Below are 24,655 nucleotides of genomic sequence, written 5' to 3' on the forward strand. Positions count from 1 at the left end.
CGCGCCCTGCCAGGAAGGTGGCCGGAGGGTCGGAACGACAACGGCGGGCCGGCGCGTGGCCAGCCCGCCGCAGGAGCGCGTTAGTACTTGTAGTCCATCGCCCGGGCGTTCATCTGCCCGTTGTCCGCGTAGGTCATGTACTTGGCGATCGAGGCGCGATAGGCGAGGAAGCTCTCGGTGATGCGCCGGACCAGCTCGTCGCTGTCCTCGCGCAGCTCGCCGATGACCTCGCCGGCGGCATTGCCCATGGCGACGATCACATCGTCCGGAAGCTTCTTCACCTGGACGCCCTGCTCGGCGACGAGCTTCTCCAAAGCAAGCGCGTGCTTGGTGGAATACTCGGTCCAGACCGGGTTGTAGAGCGACTCGCAAGCCATCGCGACGGCCTGCTGCAGATCGGCGGGAAGCGCTTCGTAGGCTTCCTTGTTGACGGCGCATTCCTCGGCCGAGGACGGCTCGCCGACACCGGGCCAGTAGTAATTCTTGGCGACCTGGTAGAAGCCGAGCGCCGAATCGCTCCACGGGCCGATGAATTCGCCGGCGTCGAGCGCGCCGGACTGCAGCGCCTGGAACATGTCGCGGCCGCCCATGGCCTGCACGGCCATGCCGAGCTTGGCGCACATTTCCGAGGCAAGACCGGTGGTGCGGAAACGCAGGCCCTTCAGGTCTTCCGCCGAATTGATCTCGTTGCGGAACCAGCCGGCCCACTGCGGACCGGAGTTGCCGCACAGGAACGGCTTCAGGCCGAACCGGCCGTACATCTCGTCATAGAGTGCCTGTCCGCCGCCATGGGCGAGCCAGCCGAACTGCTCGTCGGCGCGCAGGCCGAAGGGCTGCGATCCGAACAAAAGGATACCCTTGGACTTGGAGCCCCAGTAGGCGGGAACCGCGTGGTAGAGCTCGGCGGTGCCTTCGGAAACGGCATCGAAAACGCCGTGGCCGGGCACCAGCTCGCCGGCGGCGAAAAGCTGCACCTCGATCCGGCCGCCGGACAGGGCGTTAATGCGGTCGGCGAGCATCTGCGCGGCGACGCCCGGGCCCGGCAGATTCTTCGGCCAGGCGGTGACCATCTTCCAGCGCAGCTTGTCCTGGGCGATTGCCGGGGCGGCGAGCGTCGCGCCGGCAGCGGTTGCGGCGGCGCCAACCGCAGCTTTTTTCAGGAAATCACGTCTTTTCATCGCACGTAGGTCCTCTGGTTGTTGTCGTTGCCAGGAAACGGGAGCCCGCGCGGCTCCCGATGTGCCTGTCCGTCGCTTCCTTCAATTGCCGAGAATGGCGGGCAGGCGCAATCCATTTTCGCGCGCGCAGTCGAGCGCGATGTCATAGCCGGCATCGGCATGGCGCATCACCCCGGTCGCCGGATCGTTCCACAAGACGCGCTCGATCCGGCGGGCGGCATCGTCGCTGCCGTCGCAGCAGATCACCATGCCAGAATGCTGGGAAAAGCCCATCCCCACGCCGCCGCCATGATGCAGGCTGACCCAGGTCGCGCCGGAGGCGCAGTTGAGCAGGGCATTCAGCAGCGGCCAGTCGGACACCGCATCGGACCCGTCCATCATCGCTTCGGTCTCGCGGTTCGGCGAGGCGACCGAGCCGGAATCGAGATGGTCGCGGCCGATCACGATCGGCGCCTTCAGCTCGCCATTGCGGACCATCTCGTTGAACGCAAGGCCCAGCCGGTGACGGTCGCCGAGGCCGACCCAACAGATACGCGCCGGCAGGCCCTGGAAGGAAATGCGCTCGCGCGCCATGTCCAGCCAGCGATGCAGGTGGGTGTTGTCGGGCAGCAGCTCCCGGACCTTCTGGTCGGTCTTGTAGATGTCCTCCGGATCGCCGGACAGGGCGGCCCAGCGGAACGGGCCGACGCCGCGGCAGAACAGCGGCCGGATATAGGCGGGCACGAAGCCGGGGAAGGCGAAGGCGTCTTCCAGCCCTTCCTCCAGCGCCATCTGGCGGATGTTGTTGCCATAGTCGAGGGTCGGCACACCGGCGTTCCAGAAGGCGACCATGGCTTCCACGTGATCGCGCATCGACGCGCGCGCGGCCTTCTCCACCGCCTTGGGATCGCTCTCGCGCTTGGCTTCCCACTCGGCCATGGTCCAGCCCTTGGGCAGGTAGCCGTTGATCGGGTCATGGGCGGAGGTCTGGTCGGTGACGATGTCCGGATGCACGCCGCGCCGCACCAGCTCGGGGAACACGTCGGCCGCGTTGCCCAAGAGCGCCACGGACTTGGCCTCGCCGGCCTTGGTCCAGCGCTCGATCATCTCCAGTGCCTCGTCGAGCGAATCGGTTTTCTCATCGACGTAGCGGGTGCGCAGGCGGAAATCGATGGAATCCGGGTTGCACTCCACCGCCAGACAGCAGGCGCCGGCCATGACTGCGGCGAGCGGCTGGGCGCCGCCCATGCCGCCGAGGCCGCCGGTCAGGATCCACTTGCCCTTGAGGCTGCCCTCGTAATGCTGGCGGCCGGCCTCGACGAAGGTTTCGTAGGTGCCCTGCACGATGCCCTGGGAGCCGATGTAGATCCACGACCCGGCGGTCATCTGGCCGTACATCATCAGCCCGGCCTTATCGAGCTTGTTGAAATGGTCCCAGTTGGCCCAATGCGGCACGATGTTGGAATTGGCGATCAGGACGCGCGGCGCGTCCTTGTGCGTCTTGAACACGCCCACCGGCTTGCCCGACTGGACCACCAGCGTCTCATCCGCTTCAAGGTCCTTGAGCGTTGCCGCGATCCGGTCGAAATCGTCCCAGGTGCGGGCCGCCCGGCCGATGCCGCCATAGACGACCAGCTCATGCGGCTTTTCCGCGACATCCGGATCCAGGTTGTTCATCAGCATCCGCAAGGGCGCTTCGGTCAGCCAGGACTTGGCGGTGATCTCGGTGCCGGTGTCGGCTTTGACGATACGGGCGTTGTGACGCGGGTTGTTCATCTGGGGTCTCCGGGAGTGACAAGCCGTCCGTCGAGCGCCAGGCGCTCCAGACGGGCAAGCAGGGTTGCAAGGTGGGGGCGCAGGCGCTTGGCCTTTGCCTCGTCATAGGAAAAGGGCAGGGTTTCCTCGGCCAGGTGGGTGGACTGGGCCAGCTCCATCTGGATTGCGTGAACGCCGCTGGCCGGCTGGCCGTAGTGACGGGTGGTCCAGCCGCCCTTGAACCGGCCGTTGAGAACGCTGCTGTAGCCTTCGGCGCTGGCGCAGGTCTCGACCGTCGCCTGTTCGATCTGCGGATCGCAGGTGGTGCCGCCATTGGTGCCGATGTTGAAATCCGGCAGGGTGCCCTCGAACAGGAACGGGATATGCGAGCGGATCGAATGGCAATCGTAGAGGATCGCCACGCCATGCTGTGCCTTGACCCGTTCGATCTGCGCGGCCAGCGCGGCGTGATAGGGCGCATGAAACTGCGCGGCGCGCTCCTCGATCTCCGCCGCATCGGGGGCGCCGCCCTCGCGCCAGATCGGCACGCCATCGAAATCGGTCAGCGGCACCAGTCCGGTGGTGTTCTGGCCCGGGTAGAGGCTGACACCGCTCGGGTCGCGGTTGGCATCCACCACATAGCGGTGGAAGGTGGCGCGCACGGTGGTCGCGCCGGCCAGCAGCCCGTCATAGAGCGTGTGGATATGCCAGTCGGTATCGGCGAGCTCCTGTCCGCGCTCGGACAGACGCGCGTGCATCGCCTCGGGAACATGGGTGCCCGTGTGCGGCAGCCCGAGGATGATGGGGGAGGTGCCCTCGTGAATCTCGACCGGAATCATGCGTCTTCTCCTTGCGGTGTTCCAAGGCTGGGCAGGATACCGGCCGCGATCGCGGCGGCAAGGCGGCCGTCGGCCACAAGCCTGGAGGCCTGTGCAAGATCGCCGGCCATGTAGCGGTCTTCCTCAAGATGCGGCACGGCGGCGCGAATCGCGGCCATGGCGCCGGCCAGCGCCGGGCTGGTGGCAAGCGGCGCGCGGAACTCCACCCCTTGCGTTGCCGTCAGCGCCTCGATGCCGATGATCGCATTCAGATTGTCGGTCATGGAGAGCAGCCGGCGGGCGCCGTGGCAGGCCATCGACACGTGGTCTTCCTGATTGGCCGAGGTGGGGGTGGAATCGACGCTGGCCGGCATCGCTTGCTGTTTGTTCTCCGACATCAGCGCGGCGGAGGTGACCTCGGCGATCATCAGGCCGGAGTTGAGGCCCGGCGCCGGGGTCAGGAAGGCCGGCAGACCGAAGCTGAGCGCCGGGTCCACCATCAGGGCGATGCGGCGCTGGGCGATCGCGCCGATCTCGCACACGGCGATGGCGATCTGGTCTGCGGCGAAGGCCACCGGCTCGGCGTGGAAGTTGCCGCCGGAAATCACGGAGCCATCGGACAGCACCAGCGGATTGTCGGTGACCGCATTGGCCTCGCGCCTGAGGGTCTCGCCGGCGGTGCGCAGAAGGTCGAGACAGGCACCATTCACCTGCGGCTGGCAGCGGATGCAATAGGGGTCCTGCACCCGTTCGTCGCCTTCCCGGTGGCTTTCGCGGATCTGCGAGCCCTCCATCAGCGCGCGCAAGGTTCGGGCCGCCTCGATCTGCCCCGGCTGGCCGCGCAGGGTGTGGATCTCCGGGCGGAACGGGGCGGCGGAGCCCATCGCCGCGTCGGTGGACAGGGCGCCGGTGATCAGCGCCGCCGTGGCCGCCCGCCAGGCCTTGAAGAGGCCGGCCAACGCCAGGGCGGTGGAGACCTGGGTGCCGTTGATCAGCCCCAGCCCTTCCTTCGGGCCGAGCACGACGGGCGTCAGTTCGGCATCCTTCAGGGCTTCGGCGGCGGGGCGCCGTGCGCCGTCGTGGAACACCTCGCCCTCGCCGATCATGGCGGCGGCGAGATGGGCCAGCGGGGCAAGGTCGCCCGAGGCGCCGACCGAGCCCTTGGCCGGCACGACCGGGATGATGTCCGCGCCCAGCATGCCGTCGAGCAAGGCGAGGGTTTCCCAGCGCACGCCCGAGGCGCCATGGCCGAGCGACAGCAGCTTGATCGCCATCACCAGCCGGACGATCTCCGCCGGCAGCGGCTCGCCGACGCCGCAGCAATGGGAGAGAATGAGATTGCGCTGCAGCGTCGCCACATCGCCCGGGGCGATGCGCACGCTGGCCAGCTTGCCGAAGCCGGTGTTGACGCCATAGACGGGCGTATCCCCGGCGGCGACTTCGCGAATGCGGGCCGCGCTTGCCTCCACGGCGGGGCGTACCGCCGGATCGAGCCGGGCAGAGCCGCCGCGATAGATCGCCTCCAGCTCGGCAAGGCCGACCGCGCCCGGGGTGAGGAGAATGGTCATGGCTTGCCTCCGATCAGGCGTTGATGCAGCGGGTTGAAGCCGATGCGATAGATCAGCTCCGCCGGTTCGGCGACGTTCCAGATCGCCAGATCCGCCTGCTTGCCGGCCTCCAGCGTGCCGAGGCTACCGGCAAGGCCAAGCGCCCTGGCCGCCTCGCGGGTCGCACCCGCCAGCGCTTCCTCCGGCGTCAGCCGGAACAGGGTCGCGCCCATGTTCATGGTCAGGAGCAGGGACGTCAGCGGCGAGGAGCCGGGATTGCAGTCGGTCGCAAGGGCGATCGGCACGCCAGCGGCCCGCAGCGCCGCGACCGGCGGGTACTGGGTCTCGCGCAAGGTGTAGAAGGCGCCGGGCAAAAGCACGGCGACGGTGCCGGCCCGGGCCATGGCATCGACCCCGTCCTGACCGAGATATTCCAGATGATCGGCGGATAGCGCCTTGTGCTCGGCGGCCATGCGTGCGCCGCCGAGATCCGAGAGCTGTTCGGCGTGCAGCTTGACCGGCAGGCCAAGCGCGGCGGCCCGGTCAAACACCCGCGCCATCTGTTCCGGCGAGAAGGCAATGCCCTCACAGAAACCGTCGACCGCGTCGATCAACCCTTCCGCATGGCCGGCGTCCAGCCCGGGCAGCACCACCTCATCGAGATAGGCATCGTCCCGGCCCTTGTATTCGGCCGGGGTGGCATGGGCGGCAAGATAGGTGGTGACGACGCGCACCGGCCGGATCTGTCCCAGCCGGCGGGCCACCCGCAGCATCTTCAACTCGTCGGCAACGGTCAGCCCGTAGCCGGACTTGATCTCGATGGTGGCAACGCCCTCGGCGATCAGCGTGTCGAGGCGCGGCAGCGCATCGGCGAGAAGCGCCTCCTCATCGGCCGCGCGGGTGGCGGTGACGGTGGAGACGATGCCGCCACCGGCGCGCGCCACCTCCTCATAGGAGGCGCCTTCCAGGCGCATCTCGAACTCGCGGGCGCGGTTGCCGCCGAAGACGATATGGGTGTGGCAGTCGACCAGCGCCGGGGTGATCAGCCGTCCATCCTGGCTCTGTCGATCCCAGCTGGAAAAGCGGGCGGGCAGATCGGCGGCGGGGCCGGCATAGGCGATGGTGCCGTCCTCGGCAATGGCGAGGACGCCGTCATCGACAAGGCCATAGGGCTTGTCGCCCGCACACATGGTGGCGATCCGCGCCCTGTCCAGAACGATGCCGGTCATGTTCCTCCCCTCATGCTCTAATCTCCCGAGACGGGCTTGTGCGGCACGCCTCTATATGTCTTTCTATATTTACGATATGTATGTACATAATTGTCAATCGCAAAAATGAGGCGAACATGACGCGGCTTTGGGCGGAAACAGCATTGCTGGCGGATGGCTGGCACCGGAATGTGGCGGTGGAAATTGCGGCGGACGGGCGCATCGCGGCGGTCGAGACCGGCGTTCCCGAGGCGGATTGCCAGTCTGATCAGCGGCTTGGCATTCTGCTGCCGGCGCCGTCCAACCTGCACTCCCATGCTTTCCAGCGGGCGATGGCCGGGCTCAGCGAGCGGCGCGGGGAAGGGGAAAACGATTCCTTCTGGACCTGGCGCGAGCTGATGTACCGGTTCCTGGCCAGCTACACCCCGGAGCGGGTCGAGGCGGTGGCCGCCTTCGTGCAGATGGAAATGCTGGAGGCCGGCTATGCCGCTTCCGCCGAGTTTCACTACCTCCACAACCAACCGGATGGCGCGGCCTATGCCGACCCGGCGGAACTTTCCCGGCGAATCGTTGCCGCCGCCGAGACGAGCGGAATCGGTCTGACCCTGCTGCCGGTCTATTACGCCACCGGCGGCATCGACCGGCGGCCGCTGGCCGGCGGCCAGTTGCGCTTCCGCAACGATCTGGACAGTTTCGCCCGCCTGATCGAGGGGGCCTCCTCGGCGGTGGCCTCCCTTGGGCCTGATGCCCGTCTGGGGCTTGCGCCGCATTCGCTGCGGGCGGTGCCGCGCGATGCGCTGACCCATCTGGTGGCGATGCGGCCCGACGATCCCTTGCACATGCATATCGCCGAACAGACCGCGGAAATCGCCGAGGTCGAGGCCGGCTATGGCGCGCGGCCGGTGCGCTGGCTGCTCGATGCCCATGATGTCGACGGGCGCTGGTGCCTCATTCATTGCACCCATCTCGACACGGGCGAGCGGCGCGATCTGGCGGCGAGCGGCGCGGTGGCGGGGCTGTGCCCGATCACCGAATCGAGCCTTGGCGACGGCATCTTCGATGGTGCGCGCTATCTCGCCGATGGCGGGGTGATCGGGATCGGGTCTGATTCGAACATCCGCATTTCCCTCTCCGAGGAACTGAGGACGCTGGAATACTCCCAGAGGCTGCGCGACCGGCAACGCGCGGTGCTTGCCACCCGCGATCTGTCTTGCGGCCGGCGGCTGTATGACGCGGTGACCGCTGGCGGGGCGCAGGCGCTGGGCCGTGATTGCGGGGCGATTGCCACCGGCCGGGTCGCGGATCTGGTTGCGCTCGATGCCGGCTCGGTGCATCTGGACGGCTGCGCCGGCGACGAGCTGCTCGATGCGTGGATCTTTGCCGGCGACGACCGGGTGGTCCGCGATGTCTGGGCGGCGGGCCGGCATGTGGTGCGCGAGGGGCGTCACGTGCGCCGGGAGCAGATCGAGAAGGGGTACCGCGACGCGGTGCGCAGCCTGAGGCAGGGTCTTTGAGTGATGTGACGCAAACGGGCACTGGTGCGGCGGCGCAGCCCAACTCCTTTCGCACGATCAAGACGGAGATCCTGCGCCGCATCCGCGACCGGATCTGGCAGCCGGGGGAGCTGATTCCCGGCGAGGAGGATCTGGCGCGCGAGTTCGGCTGCGCCCGGATGACCGTCAACCGGGCGCTGCGCGAGCTTGCCGATATTGGAATTGTCGAGCGCAAGCGCCGGGTGGGAACCCGGATTGCCGAACATCCCTTGCGCGAGGCCCGGCTGGAAATTCCCGTGGTCCGCACCGAGGTGGAGGCGCGCGGCGCCCAGTACCGGTTCTCCGTGCTCAGCCGCGACGAGGTCGAGGTGCCCGAGACCCTGCGCGCCCGGCTGGAACTGCCGCCGGGGGCGCCGGTGTTGCACGTGCGCTGCCTGCATTTCGCCGACAATCGCCCCTGGCAGTTCGAGGATCGCTGGATCAACCTGGCCGCCGTGCCGGACATCGCTGGGCAGAGCTTCGAAACGGTCAGCCCCAACGAATGGCTGGTGCGCAACGCACCGTTCTCGGAAATGGAGAATGACCTCAGTGCCGCCGGGGCGACCGCGGAGGAGGCGGAGATGCTTGGCGTCTCCCGGGGTGATCCGGTCTTCGTGATCGAACGCGCCACCTGGCTGCTCGACCAGCCGATCACCCTTGTGCGGATGGTGCACCCCTCCAGCTACCGGATGATTTCCCGGGTCTGACCTTCGGCGATGTGGCGTTGCGGTCGCAGATCGCGGGCAGGTTGAGACAACCGCGTTGATCCCTGGCCGGATCGGCGGCATAATCGTTTACATTGTAAACGATTATCCGGCGCCGGTGGCCCTTGGTCCCGTTGCCGGCAAGACCGCATCCTGGGGAGGAAGCCACATGTCTCGACTGAAAACGCTGCTGATTGCCGCCACCGCGTCGCTCTGCGCCGGTATTGCGCCGGGCCTTGCGCAGGAAGTGACCCTGCGCGTCCATCATTTCCTGCCGGCGCCGGCGCCGGTTCCGAAGAACTTCATCACCCCCTGGGCGGAAAAGGTGATGAAGGAGTCCGATGGCCGGATCAAGGTGGAGGTCTATCCGGCGATGCAGCTTGGCGGCAAACCGCCGGCCCTGTTCGACCAGGCGCGCGACGGGGTGGTCGACATTGTCTGGACCCTGCCGGGCTACACCCCGGGCCGCTTCCCCGGCACCGAGGCGTTCGAATTGCCGTTCATGCCGGCCAAGGCCGAGCCCACCAGCCAGGCATTCTGGGATTTTTACGAAAAGTACCTGACCGACGAGTTCAAGGATGTGCATCCGATCGCCGTGCATGTGCACGGCCCCGGCCTTTTGCACGTCAAGGGCGAGGGCGTGTCGAAGCTGGAGGACATGAAGGGGCTGAAGCTGCGCGGCCCGACCCGCCAGACCAATGCGTTGCTCGGGGCGCTCGGCGCCACTTCGGTGGGCATGCCGGTGCCGGCCATGCCCGAGGCGCTGTCCAAGGGCGTGATCGACGGCACGGTGGTGCCCTGGGAGGTGACGACCCCGCTGAAGGTGGCGGAGCTGGTCGACAGCCACACCGATTTCGAGGGGCCGCGCGGGCTCTACACCGCCACCTTCATCTTTGCCATGAACAAGGCGAAGTATGACAGCCTGCCCGATGACCTGAAGGCGGTGATCGACGCCAACAGCGGCCGCGAGATGTCCAAATGGGTCGGCCGGGTGATGGATGAGGGCGATCAGCCGGGCATTGCCGCTGCCGAAAAGGCCGGCAACACCATCCGCAAGCTGCCGCCGGAGGAGGTCGCGCGCTGGCAGGCGGCGGCCCAGCCGGTGATCGATGCCTGGATCGCCGAGGTGACGGCGAAGGGTTATGACGGCGCGGCGATGGTCGAGGACGCCAAGGCCATGATCGCCAAATACGCCGACGGCAACTGATTGCTGCCGACGCGGGCCGGGGCTGCTTGCAAGCGCCCCGGCCTTTCCGTTTCAAGGCGGCCTTCCGCCGACAGAAAAGCGAAATGTCATGACAGTCCTGATTGCCGGCGCGGGCATCGCCGGCTTGACCCTGGCCCTCAGCCTGGAACGGATCGGCGTGCCGGTCCGGATCTTCGAAAGCGTCGCTGAAATCCGCCCTCTCGGCGTCGGCATCAATCTTCAGCCCCACGCGGTGCGCGAGCTTGACGAACTGGGGCTGCTCGACCGGCTCGACGCCATCGGCCTCAGGACGGCGGAGGTCGCCTATTTCTCCAGCCACGGCCAACCGATCTGGTCGGAGCCGCGTGGCCGCGCCGCCGGGTATCGCTGGCCGCAATACTCCGTCCATCGCGGCAAGCTGCAGATGATGCTGCTGCAGGCGGTGCGCGAGCGGCTCGGCCCGGATGCTGTGCGCTGCGGCGTTGCCGTCACGGGCTGGCGCGAGAATGGCGAGGGCGTCGAGATCGATCTGTCGGGCCGGGAGGGCAGCGGCGCAGGGACCGAACGCGGGGCGCTGTTCATTGCCGCCGACGGCATTCATTCCACCGCCCGTGCCGCGCTCTATCCCGCTGAAGGCGCGCCGGCCTGGGGCGGCATCGTCATGTGGCGCGGCGTCACCCGTGGCCCCCGCTTCCTGACCGGGCGCTCGATGGCGATGGCCGGCTGCAAGCCGCGCAAGTTCGTCTGCTACCCGATCGAGGACATCACCGTTGAGGATGGCTCGGAAGGCGCGTTGATCAACTGGATCGCCGATCTGAAGCTGCCCGACGATTACCTGTGGCGGCGCGAGGACTGGAACCGGCCGGGTGTGCTTGCCGACTTCCTGCCGCGTTTCGCCGACTGGCATTTCGACTGGCTGGACGTGCCGGCGGTGATCCGGGCGGCCGAGCATGTGTTCGAATATCCGATGGTCGACCGCGACCCGCTGCCGCGCTGGACCCATGGGCCGATGACCCTGATGGGCGATGCCGCCCATCCCATGTATCCCATCGGCTCCAACGGGGCGAGCCAGGCGATCCTCGATGCCCGGGTGCTGACCCGCGAGATCCTGCGCCAGGGCTGCGTCCCGGCGGCGCTTGAGACCTATGAAGAGGAGCGCCGTCCGGCGACGGGGCGGATCGTGCTCGCCAACCGCGCCGATGGGCCGGACAAGGTGCTCGATGTGGTCGAGGAGCGGGCGCCGGACGGGTTCGCGCAGATCGACCAGGTGCTGTCGGCGGAGGAACTGGCCGAAACCGCCGCCGGATACAAGAAGCTGGCCGGCTTCGACGTGGAGGGGTTGAACCAGCGCCCCTCCATCGTGCCGCCGGCCGGCACGGTCTGAGGGTGGTCCGTGACCGGGGACCTGGACTACGGCTGTCTCAACGATCTCGTCGGCCACCTCTTGCGCCACGCCTTTCTGCGTGGCCATCAGGCCTTCGCCCGCGCCTTTGCCGATGAGGAGATCACCCCGCTTCAGTTCATGGTTCTGGAACTGGTCGACCGCAATCCGGGGATTGGTCATCAGGAGGTGGCCCGCGCCATGTCCTGCTCGCCGTCGGTGCTGACCACCGCGCTGAAGCCGGTGGTCGGAGCGGGGGTGCTCTGCCAATCCCGGGCGGTGGGGGACCGGCGGAAGGTCGGCTACACCCTGTCGGCGGCGGGAAAGGCGCGCTTTGCCCGGCTGCGCCAGCGGATCGGCGGCGCCGAGGCAATCCTGCTCGACGGCTTGAGCGAGCGGGAGCGGGACGAATTGCGGCGGGTGCTGCGGCACATCATCGGTCGGCCCGGTGGCGGGGGAGACTTGAAAACGTGAATATGCAATTCCACTTTATAATAATTCTAAACTATTGTTTTCTTTCATTTTATTTCTTGACACTTAAAGTCATGTATTGTTGGTTCGTCGCGTGGCGGCACCTGCCGCGGCCTTTGATGCCGGGACCTTGACCCCCGGCGATTGGGGGATGTGATGACCGAACCTGTGCGCCTGTCGCCGTGTGGCGACATGGGCGGGGCGGCGGCCGAGCAACTCGTGATCGAGGGGCTGCGCCGCTGGCTCGACGGCTATCGAACCGGCAGCATCGACTGCTGGGAACGGGCCTGGAATCTTTATGCCTGTACGCTTGGGGTCGAACGGGCGCGCGCCACCATGACCGGCCTGTCCTGCTATGCCCGGGCGCTCAATGCCTGGACCAAGGGCGGGGTCCACACGCTGCCCTATGACTGCCCGCGCCGTTGCCCGCAGGAATGCCTCGCCGTTGCGCTGGTTGCCGCCTCCCAGGCCGGCGATCAGATGGCGGCAGGCGAACTGGCCGATGAACTGGTCCTTGCCCCCGGCCTGCCGGCGGCGCTTGAGACGGCGGCAGGCTTCGCCGACGCCTTGCGCGGGGCGAAGCTTTTCCTGCCACGGCGCGACGCCTTGCCCTGCCTGTGGGCCGGGCTTGCCGGCGCCTGCGGGCCCAGTGCCACGCGCCACTGACCTTTCTTCACGCAAACGCGACCCATTCACCAACAGACGAGATAGACCAACATGCGCAAGACCTCCCTGATGCTCGCCCTGCTGGCGAGCGTATCTGCCACGCCGGCCTTTGCCGCTACCGAGGCAACGCCCCAGACCGTTCTCAACACCTATGGCGACATTGCCGAGGCGGCCTATTCGGAGGCCCACGCCACGGCGCTCGATCTGTCCAAGGCGATCGACGCGCTGCTGGCCAATCCGACCGACGAGACGCTGGCCGCTGCCCGTGACGCCTGGCGCGCCGCGCGCCGCCCCTATCAGCAGACCGAGGTGTATCGTTTCGGCAATGCGCTGGTCGACGATTGGGAAGGCAAGGTCAACGCCTGGCCGCTCGATGAGGGGCTGATCGACTACGTGGACGCCAGCTACGGGGCGGCTTCTCCGGAAAACGCCTTCTATACCGCCAATGTCATCGCCAATGCCAAGCTCACCGTGAACGGTCAGGAGATCGACGCGACGGAGATCACGGCCGAGCTCCTGGCCGAGACGCTGCAGGAAGCCGGCGAGATCGAGGCCAATGTCGCCACCGGCTATCACGCCATCGAATTCCTGCTCTGGGGCCAGGACCTGAACGGCACCGAGAAGGGCGCGGGCAATCGTCCGGCCAGCGATTTCGACACCGCCAACTGCACCGGCGGAAATTGCGACCGGCGGGCGGCCTATCTGAAGGCAGCGACCGCGCTGCTGTTGGCCGATCTCGATGAGATGAAGACTGCCTGGAGCGCTGACGGCGCGGCGCGCAAGGAACTGGCGGAAAAGGGCGAGGCCGGCGGTCTTGCCACCATTCTTACCGGCATGGGCTCGCTCTCCTATGGCGAACTGGCGGGCGAGCGGATGAAGCTCGGCCTGATGCTGCACGACCCGGAAGAGGAGCATGACTGCTTTTCCGACAACACCCACATGTCCCATCTCGATGACGTGATCGGCATCCGCAATGTCTGGTTCGGCACCTACAAGGGCTTTGCCGGCGCGGCGGTGGAGGGCGCGTCCCTGCGCGATCTGGTGACCGCGAAGAACCCGGAGCTGGCGGCGGAGATGACCGCGAAGCTCGACGCCTCGCTGGCCGCCTTCGAGGCGCTGCGCACCCGCGCCGAGACGGTGGAAGCCTATGACCAGATGATTGGCGAGGGCAACGAGGAGGGCAATGCCCTGGTCGAGGCGGCGGTGCAGTCGCTGATCGACCAGACTCGTTCGATCGAGCGGGTGGTGTCCGAACTGGGCCTTGAGCAGATCGCCTTCGAAGGCTCGGACAGCCTCGACAATCCGAACGCGGTCTTCCAGTAAGCCGGTTTGAGCAAGGGGCGGCGGGTGTACGGGCACCCGCCGCCCGGTTTGCGCGTTGGGGCTGGGCCCCAGGAGGGACGCGCCACGGGACAGCGAATATGATGACACTGATGAAGCTCGGGACGGCCGGCTGCGTGCTGACCGCCTCCCTGACCGCTGCTGCTGCGGCGCCTCTCTCCCTCGAACACCGCGATGACCTGAGCGACGCCGACAAGGCTAAGGTCGAACGGGTGCTGGCCGACCCCGACGCCAGTAATCTGGCCGAACGCTTCGAGGAGATGAGCGGCGGTGCCGCCACCTCGCGCAAGAAGCTGAATGCCAATGCATTCTCGCACCCCTCGGCCAATCTGTCCTTCGAGGACCAGCAGCGCTTCGCGGTCGGCAATGGCCTGTTTCGCAAGTTCTGGGTTTCCTCGCCGGCCTCCACCCGCGCCTCCGATGGGCTGGGGCCGCTCTACAATGCCCGCTCCTGTCAGGGCTGCCATCTGAAGGACGGGCGCGGGCATCCGCCGGCGCCGGGCGAAGAGCCGGTTGCCCTGTTCCTGCGCCTCTCGGTGCCGCCAACCACCGAGGCGGAGAAGGCGGCGCTTGCCAATCGCGACGCGCTGGTCATTCCCGAGCCGGTCTACGGCACCCAGTTCCAGACCTATGCGGTGCCGGGATTGTCGGCGGAAGGCCGGATGCAGGTCAGCTACACCGACAAGCCGGTCACCCTTGGCGATGGCACGGTGGTGACCTTGCGGGATCCGGTCTACACCATGTCCGACCTCGGCTACGGGCCGATGCGCGCCGATGTGCTGATCTCGCCGCGCGTTGCGCCGCAGATGCTCGGCCTGGGCCTTCTGGAGGCGATCCATTCCGGCGATATCCTGACCCGTGCCGATCCGGAGGATGTGGATGGCGATGGGATTTCCGGCAAGCCGAGCTGGGTCCGCAAGGCACCGGGCGGCGAGCTTCTGCTCGGCCGCTTCGGCTGGAAGGCTTCGGAGCCGACGGTTCGGTCGCAATCGGCGGGCGCCTTCGCCGGCGACATCGGCATTTCCTCGCCCGACCGTCCGGACCCTTATGGCGACTGTACAGCGCGCCAGACCGACTGTCGGCGGATGCCCACCGGTGAGCAGGCAAATCTCGGTCCCACCGAGGCGCCCGATCCCGTGATGGAGTTGGTGGATTTCTATTCGCGCAATCTGGCGGTGCCGCGCAGGCGCGATGTGGACGATCCGCAGGTGCTGAAGGGCAAGGCGGTGTTCCGCGCGCTTTCCTGCAACGGCTGCCATGTGCCGAAATACGTCACCTCCCGCAAGGCGGCGATCGCCGCTCATCGGTTCCAGTTGATCTGGCCCTATACCGATCTTCTGCTGCACGATATGGGCGACGGGCTGGCCGACAACCGTCCGGCGGGCGATGCCACGGGCCGCGAATGGCGCACCCCGCCGCTCTGGGGTATCGGTCTTACCGAACTGGTCAGCGGCCAGGAAAGCTACCTGCATGATGGCCGCGCGCGCACGCTGGAGGAAGCGATCCTCTGGCATGGCGGTGAGGCCGAGGCCGCCCGCAATGGCTATGCGGCGCTGGACAAGGCGGACCGGGAGGCGCTCATTCGCTTCCTCAAGTCGCTCTAGCGACGTAGCGCAATTGGATCAGACGGCAGAGAACGGGGCGAAGATGACAGGCGTGATCACAAGAGTGAGGACCTGGGCGCGGGCGGCAAGCGCCGCGGCGGTGCTGGTGGGGCTTGCCTCCGTTCTCGCCCCCGCGCCCGGCCTGGCACAGGAGCCGGCCATCGACTACGGCCGCTTCGTGCCTGCGCTTGTCCGGGACTATGCGCTGCCGGCGGCGCGGGATCTGCGCGACCGGCTGCAGGAGCTTGAGAGCGGTGTCGCCCGGCTGTGTGCCCGAGTGGACGGGGCGGGTGATCCCGGTGAGGCGGCAACGGTCTTCGCAGATGGCTTTGCCGCCGTGGTCGACGCCCATGGCTGGCTTGCCGTCTCCCGCTTCGGCGCGCTGGCCGATGCTTCGGCGCTGGAGCGGCTGGCGTTTGTTCCCGACGCGCGCGGTGTGGTGCGCCGGCAGGTGACCCGACTTCTGGCGAAGGAAGACCCGAGCGCGCTGTCGGCGGCGACGCTGAAGGACAAGAGCGTGGCCCTGCAAGGGCTCACCGCGCTGGAATGGATCGCGTTCTCGCCCGATGGCGCGGTGGTTCTGGGCACCAACCAGCCGGATCGTGCCTATCGCTGCGCCTATGCCGGTGCGCTCGTTACAGGTCTCATCGCCACGGCAAACGAGGTGGAGAGCGGCTATGCCACGCCCTCCGGCCAGACCGCATTGCTGCTGTCGCCGGGGCTGGACAACCGGCTGGCGGCCACCCCGAAGGAAGCGGCGGAGGTTGCCTTCAAGGCGTTGATGACCGGGCTGGCGCTGATGAAGGATCAGGTGCTGGAGCGGGTTCTGGAGCCCGGCCCGGCGAACGCCCGGGCGGCGCGGGCGCCGTTTGCGCGGTCGCACAATGCATTGCGTCATCTCTCCGCCGGGATCGAGGGGCTTGCCTTGGCCATCACCGCCGCCGGCTATCCGGAGGGGACGAAAGACGCCAGATGGATCGGCAACAGCCTGCGCTTCGAGACCGCGAATGCCCGTGCCGCGCTGGCCGCCGTTCCCGCCGATCTCGGCGCGGGCCTTGCGGATCCCGAGGCACGGGCTCGGCTGGTTTATGTGAACACCATCCTGTCGGGCCTGCGCGGCATGCTCGGCGGAGAACTGGCGGGGCATCTGGCGCTCAAGGGAGGCTTTAATGCGCTCGACGGCGATTGACCGGCGGGCGTTCCTGACCGGTTGTGCCGCCGCGCTGGCCGCCGCCGCACCAAACGTTCCCCGCGCCCGGGCGGAGGATGCACTGGCGGGTCTTGCCGGATCGGACGAACCTTTGTTCGTGGCCGCAAGGCGCGGCTCCGATGGCACTTACGCGCTTGCGGTGACCAGCCCGGACGGGCTCGACGTGCTTGTCATCCCGCTGCCCGGGCGCGGCCATGATGTGGCGCTTTGCCCGGCAACCGGCCGCTGTCTCGCCTTTGCCCGGCGTCCCGGAACCTTCGCCGTTCTGTTCGATCCGCTGGGGCAGAGTGGTCCGGTCACGTTCCAGGCGGAAGCGGGGCGGCACTTCTACGGGCATGGCGCCTTTTCGCCGGATGGCCGTCTGGTCTTTGCCACCGAGAACGATTTTGTCGGGGCGCGCGGCATCATCGGCGTCTATGACGTTAGTGGTGATGTCCCGCAGCGCCTCGGCGAGTTCGACAGCGGCGGGGTCGGCCCGCATGACATTCTGCCGATGCCCGATGGCAAGACGCTGGTGGTCGCCAATGGCGGCATCGAGACCCATCCGGAGCGCGGGCGGGACAAGCTGAACCTTGCCACCATGCGCCCGAACGTGGCGCTGATCGATCGGGAAAACGGCGCGTTGCTGGCCCGCTTCGAGCTGGGGACCGAGCTGCATCAGCTCTCCCTCCGGCATATGGCGGTGAGCGCTGGTGGCACGGTGTGGATTGGCGCCCAGCACCAGGGCGCGGCAACCGAGACGCCGCCGCTGCTCGCCGCGCTCGATGCTGAAAAGGGCCTGCGCCTGCACGATGTCGCGCCGAGGCTGCGCGGCACGCTGGAGAACTATGTCGGGTCGGTGGCACTCAACCGGGAGGAAAGCGTCGTCGCCGCCTCCTGCCCGCGCGCGGGGCGGATGCTGTATTTTGCTGCCGCCGATGGCCGGTTCCTGGGAAGTCAGGTGCGGGCCGATGTCTGCGGCGTGGCCCCGCTCGATGACGCCGGTTTTCTGCTCTCGGACGGGGAGGGCGGGCTGCTGCAAAGCGATGCACCGGACAGTGCGCCGCTGTTGCTCGCCAGCCGGGCGGGCATTTCGTGGGACAATCACATGATCGCTATTTCCCCACGCTGATCGCCCCTTGCGGGCCCTGGGTGGGGAAAATGCAGGGTTGTGGACGAGGCGCCTTGATCATTTTGACGAGGCATTGAAAGATACCCCCTTTCCCACGGACGCGCCAGATAAGGCGTGCCGTGGGACAATCCAGAGGGGAGTTTTTCCAGATGCGTTTCCAACGTTCCTTGTTGGCGGCCGCGCTGTCCACAGCGCTTGCCCTGCCGATGACCTTGCCGTTTACCCAGGCCGAAGCGGCGACCCCGCCGAACATGCTGGTGATCGCCAACCGCATTGATGACATCGTGTCGCTCGATCCGCATGAGCTGTTCGAATTCGCCGGCACCGACTATGCCAACAACGTCTACGACACGCTGGTGGTGTTCGACCCGGCGGATCTGTCGTCCGGCTACCAGCCCGGCCTTGCCGAAAGCTGGTCCGTGTCCGAGGACGGCAAGACCTTCACCTTCAAGATGCGCTCCGGCATTTCGTTCCATTCCGGCAATCCGGTCACGGCGAAGGATGCGGAGTATTCCCTGCGCCGGGTGGTTGCGCTGGAAAAGACGCCGTCCTTCATTCTCACCCAGTTCGGCTTCAACAAGGAAAACATGGCCGAGACGATCCGGGCGACCGACGACGGGACGCTGGTGATCACCACGGACAAGAAATACGCCCCCTCCTTCGTGCTCAACTGCTTCACCGCGGCGGTTGCCTCCATTGTCGACAGCAAGACGGTGCAGGAGCATGAAAAGGATGGCGACTGGGGCAATGAATGGCTGCGCACCAACTCGGCCGGCTCCGGCGCCTACAAGCTGATCAACTGGAAGCCGAACGAGAGCTATTCGCTGCAGGCGGCCGGCAACTACTGGCGCGGCGACGTGGCGATGCAGCGGGTGATCGTGCGCCATATTGCCGAATCCTCGGCCCAGCGCCTGCTGCTGGAAAAGGGCGATATCGACGTTGCCCGCAACTTGTCGCCGGAGGATGTCGCGGGGCTTTCCTCCGATGAGAACGTGAAGGTCGAGGACACGCTGCGCGGCCGGATCATGTATTTCTCGATGAACCAGAAGGACCCGGTGCTGTCGAAACCGAAGGTGGTCGAGGCGCTGAAATACCTCGTTGACTACAAGGGGATGGAAGGCTCGTTCCTGAAGGGTCAGTACACGGTGCACCAGGCCTTCCTGCCGCTGACCTACATGGGCGAGCTGAAGGACCAGCCCTACAGCTTCGATGTGGACAAGGCCAAGGCGCTGCTCGCCGAAGCGGGCGAGGGCGATGGCTTCGAGGTCGAGCTCATCGTTCGCAATGCGCAGGAACGGGTGGAGATCTCCCAGTCGCTGCAGAACACCTTTGCCCAGGCCGGCATCACCGCGACGATCACCCAAGGAACCGGCAAGCAGACCCTCGGCAAGTACCGCTCGCGCGATTTCCAGATCTATGTCGGGCTATGGGGGCCGGACTATCCCGATCCGCACACCAACGCCGATACCTTTGCGAACAACCCGGACAATTCCGATGAAGCCCAGCTGACCGGCAAACTCGCCTGGCGTAACGCCTGGGACATTCCGGAGATGACCAAGCGGACCGATGCGGCGGTGCAGGAAACCGATGCCAAGGTCCGGGCGCAGATGTATGTGGACATCCAGAAGGACTTTCAGAAGGTCGCGCCCTTTGCGCCGATGTTCCAGCAGGTCCAGCAGAACGCGATGCGCGCGAATGTCAACGGCTTCAATCCGGGCGCCGCGATCACGGCGGTGTTCTACTGGCCGGTGACCAAGTAAGCCGTCTGGATCATGACAGATACGCTGGGAACGGCAGGACAGCGGCGGGGCGTGACCCCGCCGCTGTTCAAGCTGGCACGGGCGCTGGCAGCGACGCTGCTTTCGGTCCTGCTGACCATTATCGGTCTATTGTTCGTGACCTTCCTGATCGGCCGGGTCATGCCGGTCGACCCGGTGCTGGCGATCGTCGGCGAACGCGCCAGCCAGGAGATGTACGAGGCCGCCTATCGCTCGCTCGGCCTCGATCAGCCACTCTATGTCCAGTTCTGGATCTTTCTGAAATCCGTCGCCGCCGGCGATTTCGGCATGTCGACGCTGACCGCCCGCCCGGTGGCGGAGGATGTGCTGCGCGTCTTTCCCGCGACGCTGGAACTGGCGACGCTGGCGACGATCATCGGCGTGTGTTTCGGCGTGCCGATGGGGGTGATCTCCGCCGTGCATGAGGGCCGCTGGCCGGACCATCTGGTGCGACTGTTCGGCCTGTTCGGCTATTCCATGCCGGTGTTCTGGATCGGCCTCATGGGCCTTCTCGTCTTCTACGGCATTCTCGGCTGGGTCGGCGGGCCGGGCCGGCTCGACATCTATTACGAGGATATCATTCCGCCGGTCACCGGCATGATCCTGATCGACAGCCTGATCGCCGGGGACATGACCATCTTCTGGAACGCGGTCAGCCATATCATCCTGCCGGCGTCGATCCTCGGCTATTACTCGCTCGCCTATATCTCGCGGATGACCCGCTCCTTCATGCTGGAGCAGCTCAGCCAGGAATACATCACCACCGCCCGGGTCAAGGGCCTGTCCGAGCGCGCCGTGATCTGGCGCCACGCACTGGGCAATGTGATGATCCCGCTGATCACCGTGGTGGCGCTGTCCTACGCGACCTTGCTGGAAGGATCGGTCTTGACCGAAGTGATCTTCGCCTGGCCGGGCATTGGCCAATACATCACCAACGCGCTGCTCTCCGCCGATCTCAACGCGGTGCTCGGCGGCACGGTGGTGGTGGGGCTGGTGTTCATCCTGCTCAATCTCCTGTCCGATCTTCTCTACAAGATCGTCGATCCGAGGGCGCGATGATGCGCGCGCCGGACACCCAAATCGCCCGGCCGGGCCTCATGGCCTGGCTCAACAGCGATGCGCCCGCCTCGCGCTTTCAGGCGCGGATGATCCAGCTCTATCTCGGCTGGCTGAAGCTGCGCGGCAATCCGCTGGCGCTGATCGGCTTTCTGATCATCGTCGCGTTGGTGCTGATGGCGATCTTCGCGCCATGGCTGGCAACAGCAGAACCCTCGGCCCAGGATCTGGGCCAACGCCTGCTGCCCCCCGGCAGCGCCGGGCATCTGCTCGGCACGGATGAGCTTGGCCGGGACATCTGGAGCCGCATTGTCTACGGCTCGCGCATCACCTTGTTGATCGTCGCGCTGGTGGCGGTCACCGCGCCGGTCTTCGGGCTGTTGGTCGGCACGCTTGCCGGCTATCTTGGCGGCTGGGTGGATGAGGTACTCATGCGGGTGACCGACATCTTCCTCGCCTTTCCCAAGCTGATCCTGGCGCTGGCCTTCGTCGCCGCGCTCGGCGCCGGCATCGAGAACGCCATTCTGGCGATCTCGCTCACCGCCTGGCCGCCCTATGCCCGCATCGCCCGGGCGGAAACCCTGACCATCCGCAATGCGGACTACATCGCCGCCATTCGCCTGCAAGGGGCCGGCGCGCTGCACATCATCACCCGGCATGTGTGGCCGATGTGCCTGTCCTCGCTGATCGTGCGGGTGACGCTGGACATGGCCGGTATCATCCTGACGGCGGCGGGTCTGGGGTTTCTCGGTCTCGGGGCCCAGCCGCCGATGCCGGAATGGGGCGCGATGATCTCCGCCGGACGCAAGTTCGTGCTCGATCAATGGTGGGTCGCCACCATGCCCGGCCTTGCCATCTTCACTGTTTCGCTCGGGTTCAACCTGCTTGGTGACGGTCTGCGCGACATCCTCGATCCCAAGAAGTCGAAATCGTGAGGCCGCGATGAACGCCACGGATCCACTGTTGACGGTGGAAGATCTCAATGTCCGCTTTCCCACCCGGCAAGGGGTGATCGAGGCTGTGCGCGGCACCTCCTTTTCGGTCGGACGGGAGCGCGTCGGCATTGTCGGGGAAAGCGGCTCGGGCAAATCCATGACCGGCCGGGCAATCCTGCGGTTGGTGCGCCCGCCCGGCGAAGTCTCGGCGCGGCGTATCGACTTCATGGGCGAGGATCTTCTCACCCTGTCGGAGCGGGAGATGCGGCGCATTCGCGGTCACCGGATTTCCATGGTGATGCAGGACCCGAAATTCTCGTTGAACCCTGTCATCCGCGTCGGCGAACAGATCAGCGAAGCCTACCGGCTGCACACCCGCGCCTCGCGCCGGGCGGCGCGCCAGAAGACGCTGGAGATGCTGGAAGCGGTGCAGATCCGCGATCCGGAGCGGGTGTACCAGACCTTCCCGCATGAGGTGTCCGGCGGCATGGGCCAGCGCATCATGATCGCCATGATGCTGATCCCGGATCCGGATCTCCTGATCGCCGATGAGCCGACCTCGGCGCTGGACGTGACCGTGCAGATGCGGGTGCTGGCGATCCTCGACAAGTTGGTGCAGGAACGCGGCATGGGGCTGATTTTCATCAGCCACGATCTCAATCTGGTGTCGTCCTTCTGCGACCGGGTGATCATCATGTATGGGGGGCGGATCGTCGAGACCTGTCGGGCGGCGGAGCTGGACAAGGCGGAGCACCCCTATACCCGGGGGCTGCTGGCGGCGTTGCCGCGCCTCGATCAGCCGCAGGCCCGGCTGGATGTGCTGGAGCGTGATCCGGCCTGGCTGAAGGAACAGAGCGTGGTGGCACATGTCTGATACGGCGAAGGGCAAGGTGCCGGCGCTTGAGGTATCGAACCTCAACGTGTTCTTCGGCCATGGCGAGAGCCGGTTCCAGGCGGTGAAGAATGTGAGTTTCGTTCTGCCGGAAGGGGCGAGCTTCGGCCTTGTCGGCGAGAGCGGCTCGGGCAAATCGACGGTGCTGCGGGCGATCACCGGGCTGGTGCGCGACTGGTCCGGTACCATTCGGATCGCTGGGGACACCTTGGGCGAACGGCGCGAGACCGCCTTCTATCGCCAGGTGCAGATGGTGTTTCAGGACCCCTACGCCTCGCTGCATCCGCGCCATACGGTCGACCGGATCCTGTCCGAGCCGCTGCGCTTGCACCGGATCGGCGACATCGACCGGCGGGTGCTGCAGGCGCTGGACGATGTCGGCCTGCCGCGCGCCTTCCGGTTCCGCTATCCGCATCAGTTGTCTGGCGGCCAGCGCCAGCGAGTCGCGGTGGCCCGGGCCTTGATGCTGGAGCCGCGCATTCTGTTGCTCGATGAGCCGACCTCGGCGCTTGATGTGTCGGTGCAGGCGGAAATCCTCAACCTGCTGACCGACCTGCGGGCGCGCCGTGGGCTGACCTATCTGATGGTCTCCCATGATCTCGCCGTGGTGGCGCATATGTGCGACCAGATCGCGGTGATGCGTCTTGGCGAGATCGTCGAGGTGATGGGCGTTGCACAGATGCGCCAGGCAACCCCGCAGGACCCCTATACCCGGGAGCTGCTGCGGGCCAGCCTCGGTTACGACCGGGACTTCTTCTCCGCGCATATGGAGGAGTGAGGCCGGCCGCTGGTTGGCGGCGAGCGGTCAGCTCAGATCGGTGAAATCGACTTCCGCCATCAGGTCGCCGGCAAGGTCCTCCAGCGCGGCGGCGAGAGTGGCGGTCTCCAGATCGACCGGCAGCACCACATCCATCTCCGCGCGGAACATCCGCTCGCCGCTCATGGAGCCGGCGAAGGCCTCGCTGGTCAGGTGGGTGATGCTGGCCCCCTTGGAGGCCAGCGCGCCGGCCAGCGAATGGACGATGCCCGGGTGGTCCTGGCACAGGATGCTGATGCGGGCGGTCTGGCCGTGGGTCTCCTGCGTTCCCGTGCTCTGGCGCAGCGTCGTGAGGATGCCTTCCTCCGTCAGGTTCGTCAGCGCCGCTTCCAGCTCCATAACCCGTTCGCCGGGCGCCTCAATGCGGACGATGCCGGCGAACTCGCCCGCAAGACGTGCCATCGAACTCTCGATCCAGTTGCCGCCATGGGCGGCGACCACATCGGCAAGGCGAACCACCAGGCCCGGTCGGTCGTCAGCGATCACGGTGAGGACAAGACTTGTCTGCATGATAGGGCTCCGGGCAGCGTCCAGCGGGCTGAAAGGTCTTCGATCACAGTAGGCCCGCAAGCGGTCAAAGAAAACCACCCATGTTGCGGGGCGGGGCGTGGGAAACGTCAGGAGGCCTTGCGGCGTCCACGCTCCGGTTTGCCGCCCATCACCACGGAATAGAGGCGCTCGGCGACGCGCGTCATCTTGCCGATGATCCGCACCGGCAGCCGCGCCATCACCGGCAGCACGTCATGGCAGAAGGCGACCTTGCGCACATACTCTTCCACGTGCCACTCGAACCAGGTGTAGGCGGGGAAATAGGCGGTGTCGCCGGCAGTGAGCTTGCGCACCTCGCCATCCGGCCCGGTCACGGTGACCGACCCTTCGAGGATATAGACTGCCTCGTCACAGCCGAAATACCAACTGAACCGACCGGCGGTGCAATCCCAGACCGCCATGGTTGCATTGCGGTCGCTGCCTTCGGCAAGCTGGGCGCAGCGGGCCTCCGGTGTTCCGTCCAAAATCCAGTCCGGGTTGATAGGCTGCGGCTGCATGTCCACCGCCCCGAGCTGAGCGGACATAAAGCCGGCGGATGAGCGTTCGATCGGCGTTGCGGTCGTGCCGCTTGGCGCGCCTCCTGTCTGCCTCAGCATTCTTGTCGGTCTCCCTTATTCTTCCGGTTGTATGTCCGATATCCCGAAACGATGAAAATCAGGTTTCTGCTGCGAGGGCAGACGCCTGATCGGGACCGGGCGGGCGGAAAGGTCGCGCCGGGAGCGCCGCCGCGTCGTATTTCGCACTTGATGCCTGCCGCGCGCTCCACTAGCGTTCGCTGCAATGACGGCGTCCCGGTGATAGGGACTGAAAACGATTCTGGTGGCGACCGACCCATATCGGGGGTCCAGTCCGGAGCTGTCCGACGGCGAAAGTCCTCAGGATGTGGGCCTGTCCCCCGCATCTGCTTTTGGCGTTTGACCGGTTTCTTTCCCACCGG

The 24,655-nt window shown here is 66.5% G+C and carries 22 protein-coding genes; 15 read left to right on the plus strand and 7 right to left on the minus strand.

Annotation, left to right across the window (positions count from 1 at the left end):
• Positions 1-80: 80 nt before the first annotated feature.
• The 5 genes from LC062_RS12125 to hutI form a co-directional block, all read right to left on the minus strand.
• Entirely contained in the window at positions 81-1,178 is a 1,098-nt protein-coding gene (locus LC062_RS12125; protein WP_224911295.1) for a TRAP transporter substrate-binding protein, read from the minus strand.
• Between the two features lie 81 nt (positions 1,179-1,259).
• The gene (hutU, locus tag LC062_RS12130; protein ID WP_224911296.1) at positions 1,260-2,933 is read right to left on the minus strand and encodes a urocanate hydratase; all 1,674 of its coding nucleotides are present in this window, start codon (positions 2,931-2,933) and stop codon (positions 1,260-1,262) included.
• Positions 2,930-3,751 carry an N-formylglutamate deformylase gene (hutG, locus tag LC062_RS12135; RefSeq protein WP_224911297.1) on the minus strand — a complete coding sequence of 274 codons (822 nt, stop codon included), beginning with the start codon at positions 3,749-3,751 and terminating at the stop codon, positions 2,930-2,932. Before hutG ends, hutU begins: the two co-directional genes overlap by 4 nt.
• The gene (gene hutH / locus LC062_RS12140) at positions 3,748-5,298 is read right to left on the minus strand and encodes a histidine ammonia-lyase (RefSeq protein ID WP_224911298.1); all 1,551 of its coding nucleotides are present in this window, start codon (positions 5,296-5,298) and stop codon (positions 3,748-3,750) included. The genes hutG and hutH overlap by 4 nt, the downstream gene beginning before the upstream one ends.
• On the minus strand, positions 5,295-6,506 hold the full coding sequence (gene hutI, locus LC062_RS12145) for an imidazolonepropionase (RefSeq protein WP_224911299.1): 1,212 nt from the start codon (positions 6,504-6,506) through the stop codon (positions 5,295-5,297). Before hutI ends, hutH begins: the two co-directional genes overlap by 4 nt.
• A 116-nt stretch (positions 6,507-6,622) precedes the next feature.
• Here hutI and LC062_RS12150 point away from each other — a divergent pair, with 116 nt between their 5' ends.
• From LC062_RS12150 to LC062_RS12220, 15 genes are all read left to right on the plus strand, one after another.
• On the plus strand, positions 6,623-7,999 hold the full coding sequence (locus tag LC062_RS12150) for a formimidoylglutamate deiminase (RefSeq protein ID WP_224911300.1): 1,377 nt from the start codon (positions 6,623-6,625) through the stop codon (positions 7,997-7,999).
• Positions 8,000-8,004: 5 nt separating this feature from the next.
• Positions 8,005-8,724 (plus strand): UTRA domain-containing protein, encoded by a 720-nt coding sequence (locus LC062_RS12155; RefSeq protein ID WP_224911451.1) that lies wholly within the window; start codon positions 8,005-8,007, stop codon positions 8,722-8,724.
• Between the two features lie 166 nt (positions 8,725-8,890).
• Positions 8,891-9,928: a TRAP transporter substrate-binding protein gene (locus LC062_RS12160; RefSeq protein WP_224911301.1), complete on the plus strand. Its 1,038-nt coding sequence runs from the start codon at positions 8,891-8,893 to the stop codon at positions 9,926-9,928.
• A gap of 88 nt (positions 9,929-10,016) precedes the next feature.
• Positions 10,017-11,291 (plus strand): flavin-dependent oxidoreductase, encoded by a 1,275-nt coding sequence (locus tag LC062_RS12165; protein WP_224911302.1) that lies wholly within the window; start codon positions 10,017-10,019, stop codon positions 11,289-11,291.
• 9 nt (positions 11,292-11,300) lie between these two features.
• Entirely contained in the window at positions 11,301-11,762 is a 462-nt protein-coding gene (locus LC062_RS12170; protein WP_224911303.1) for a MarR family winged helix-turn-helix transcriptional regulator, read from the plus strand.
• A gap of 153 nt (positions 11,763-11,915) precedes the next feature.
• Positions 11,916-12,425, plus strand: coding sequence for a hypothetical protein (locus tag LC062_RS12175; protein ID WP_224911304.1), 510 nt, complete (start codon positions 11,916-11,918; stop codon positions 12,423-12,425).
• 51 nt (positions 12,426-12,476) lie between these two features.
• Positions 12,477-13,748, plus strand: a complete 1,272-nt coding sequence (locus LC062_RS12180) for an imelysin family protein (protein WP_224911305.1) — start codon at positions 12,477-12,479, stop codon at positions 13,746-13,748.
• A gap of 98 nt (positions 13,749-13,846) precedes the next feature.
• On the plus strand, positions 13,847-15,370 hold the full coding sequence (locus LC062_RS12185; RefSeq protein ID WP_224911306.1) for a di-heme oxidoreductase family protein: 1,524 nt from the start codon (positions 13,847-13,849) through the stop codon (positions 15,368-15,370).
• Positions 15,371-15,413: 43 nt separating this feature from the next.
• Positions 15,414-16,559, plus strand: a complete 1,146-nt coding sequence (locus LC062_RS12190; RefSeq protein ID WP_224911307.1) for an imelysin family protein — start codon at positions 15,414-15,416, stop codon at positions 16,557-16,559.
• Entirely contained in the window at positions 16,540-17,691 is a 1,152-nt protein-coding gene (locus LC062_RS12195; protein ID WP_224911308.1) for a DUF1513 domain-containing protein, read from the plus strand. The genes LC062_RS12190 and LC062_RS12195 overlap by 20 nt, the downstream gene beginning before the upstream one ends.
• A gap of 149 nt (positions 17,692-17,840) precedes the next feature.
• Entirely contained in the window at positions 17,841-19,451 is a 1,611-nt protein-coding gene (locus LC062_RS12200) for an ABC transporter substrate-binding protein (protein ID WP_224911309.1), read from the plus strand.
• A gap of 12 nt (positions 19,452-19,463) precedes the next feature.
• Positions 19,464-20,528, plus strand: a complete 1,065-nt coding sequence (locus LC062_RS12205; RefSeq protein WP_224911310.1) for an ABC transporter permease — start codon at positions 19,464-19,466, stop codon at positions 20,526-20,528.
• The gene (locus LC062_RS12210; protein WP_224911452.1) at positions 20,528-21,460 is read left to right on the plus strand and encodes an ABC transporter permease; all 933 of its coding nucleotides are present in this window, start codon (positions 20,528-20,530) and stop codon (positions 21,458-21,460) included. Before LC062_RS12205 ends, LC062_RS12210 begins: the two co-directional genes overlap by 1 nt.
• 7 nt (positions 21,461-21,467) lie before the next feature.
• On the plus strand, positions 21,468-22,334 hold the full coding sequence (locus LC062_RS12215; protein ID WP_224911311.1) for an ABC transporter ATP-binding protein: 867 nt from the start codon (positions 21,468-21,470) through the stop codon (positions 22,332-22,334).
• Positions 22,327-23,130: an ABC transporter ATP-binding protein gene (locus LC062_RS12220; RefSeq protein WP_224911312.1), complete on the plus strand. Its 804-nt coding sequence runs from the start codon at positions 22,327-22,329 to the stop codon at positions 23,128-23,130. Before LC062_RS12215 ends, LC062_RS12220 begins: the two co-directional genes overlap by 8 nt.
• Positions 23,131-23,157: 27 nt before the next feature.
• On the opposite strand, the gene LC062_RS12225 is transcribed toward LC062_RS12220, so the two are convergent.
• Positions 23,158-23,679 carry a glycine cleavage system protein R gene (locus LC062_RS12225; protein WP_224911313.1) on the minus strand — a complete coding sequence of 174 codons (522 nt, stop codon included), beginning with the start codon at positions 23,677-23,679 and terminating at the stop codon, positions 23,158-23,160.
• Between the two features lie 107 nt (positions 23,680-23,786).
• Complete coding sequence (locus tag LC062_RS12230) at positions 23,787-24,314, minus strand: cupin domain-containing protein (protein WP_224911314.1); 528 nt, start codon at positions 24,312-24,314, stop codon at positions 23,787-23,789.
• Positions 24,315-24,655 lie beyond the last annotated feature (341 nt).

Source organism: Stappia indica, from assembly GCF_020177335.1.
Taxonomy (GTDB): Bacteria; Pseudomonadota; Alphaproteobacteria; order Rhizobiales; family Stappiaceae; genus Stappia; species Stappia indica_B.

Coding starts and splice junctions, on each gene's coding strand:
- LC062_RS12125 (WP_224911295.1), bottom strand. CDS start 1,178: ATGAAAAGACGTGATTTCCTGAAAAAAGCTGCGGTTGGCGCCGCCGCA.
- hutU (WP_224911296.1), bottom strand. CDS start 2,933: ATGAACAACCCGCGTCACAACGCCCGTATCGTCAAAGCCGACACCGGC.
- hutG (WP_224911297.1), bottom strand. CDS start 3,751: ATGATTCCGGTCGAGATTCACGAGGGCACCTCCCCCATCATCCTCGGG.
- hutH (WP_224911298.1), bottom strand. CDS start 5,298: ATGACCATTCTCCTCACCCCGGGCGCGGTCGGCCTTGCCGAGCTGGAG.
- hutI (WP_224911299.1), bottom strand. CDS start 6,506: ATGACCGGCATCGTTCTGGACAGGGCGCGGATCGCCACCATGTGTGCG.
- LC062_RS12150 (WP_224911300.1), top strand. CDS start 6,623: ATGACGCGGCTTTGGGCGGAAACAGCATTGCTGGCGGATGGCTGGCAC.
- LC062_RS12160 (WP_224911301.1), top strand. CDS start 8,891: ATGTCTCGACTGAAAACGCTGCTGATTGCCGCCACCGCGTCGCTCTGC.
- LC062_RS12165 (WP_224911302.1), top strand. CDS start 10,017: ATGACAGTCCTGATTGCCGGCGCGGGCATCGCCGGCTTGACCCTGGCC.
- LC062_RS12175 (WP_224911304.1), top strand. CDS start 11,916: ATGACCGAACCTGTGCGCCTGTCGCCGTGTGGCGACATGGGCGGGGCG.
- LC062_RS12180 (WP_224911305.1), top strand. CDS start 12,477: ATGCGCAAGACCTCCCTGATGCTCGCCCTGCTGGCGAGCGTATCTGCC.
- LC062_RS12185 (WP_224911306.1), top strand. CDS start 13,847: ATGATGACACTGATGAAGCTCGGGACGGCCGGCTGCGTGCTGACCGCC.
- LC062_RS12190 (WP_224911307.1), top strand. CDS start 15,414: ATGACAGGCGTGATCACAAGAGTGAGGACCTGGGCGCGGGCGGCAAGC.
- LC062_RS12195 (WP_224911308.1), top strand. CDS start 16,540: ATGCGCTCGACGGCGATTGACCGGCGGGCGTTCCTGACCGGTTGTGCC.
- LC062_RS12200 (WP_224911309.1), top strand. CDS start 17,841: ATGCGTTTCCAACGTTCCTTGTTGGCGGCCGCGCTGTCCACAGCGCTT.
- LC062_RS12205 (WP_224911310.1), top strand. CDS start 19,464: ATGACAGATACGCTGGGAACGGCAGGACAGCGGCGGGGCGTGACCCCG.
- LC062_RS12210 (WP_224911452.1), top strand. CDS start 20,528: ATGCGCGCGCCGGACACCCAAATCGCCCGGCCGGGCCTCATGGCCTGG.
- LC062_RS12215 (WP_224911311.1), top strand. CDS start 21,468: ATGAACGCCACGGATCCACTGTTGACGGTGGAAGATCTCAATGTCCGC.
- LC062_RS12220 (WP_224911312.1), top strand. CDS start 22,327: ATGTCTGATACGGCGAAGGGCAAGGTGCCGGCGCTTGAGGTATCGAAC.
- LC062_RS12225 (WP_224911313.1), bottom strand. CDS start 23,679: ATGCAGACAAGTCTTGTCCTCACCGTGATCGCTGACGACCGACCGGGC.
- LC062_RS12230 (WP_224911314.1), bottom strand. CDS start 24,314: ATGCTGAGGCAGACAGGAGGCGCGCCAAGCGGCACGACCGCAACGCCG.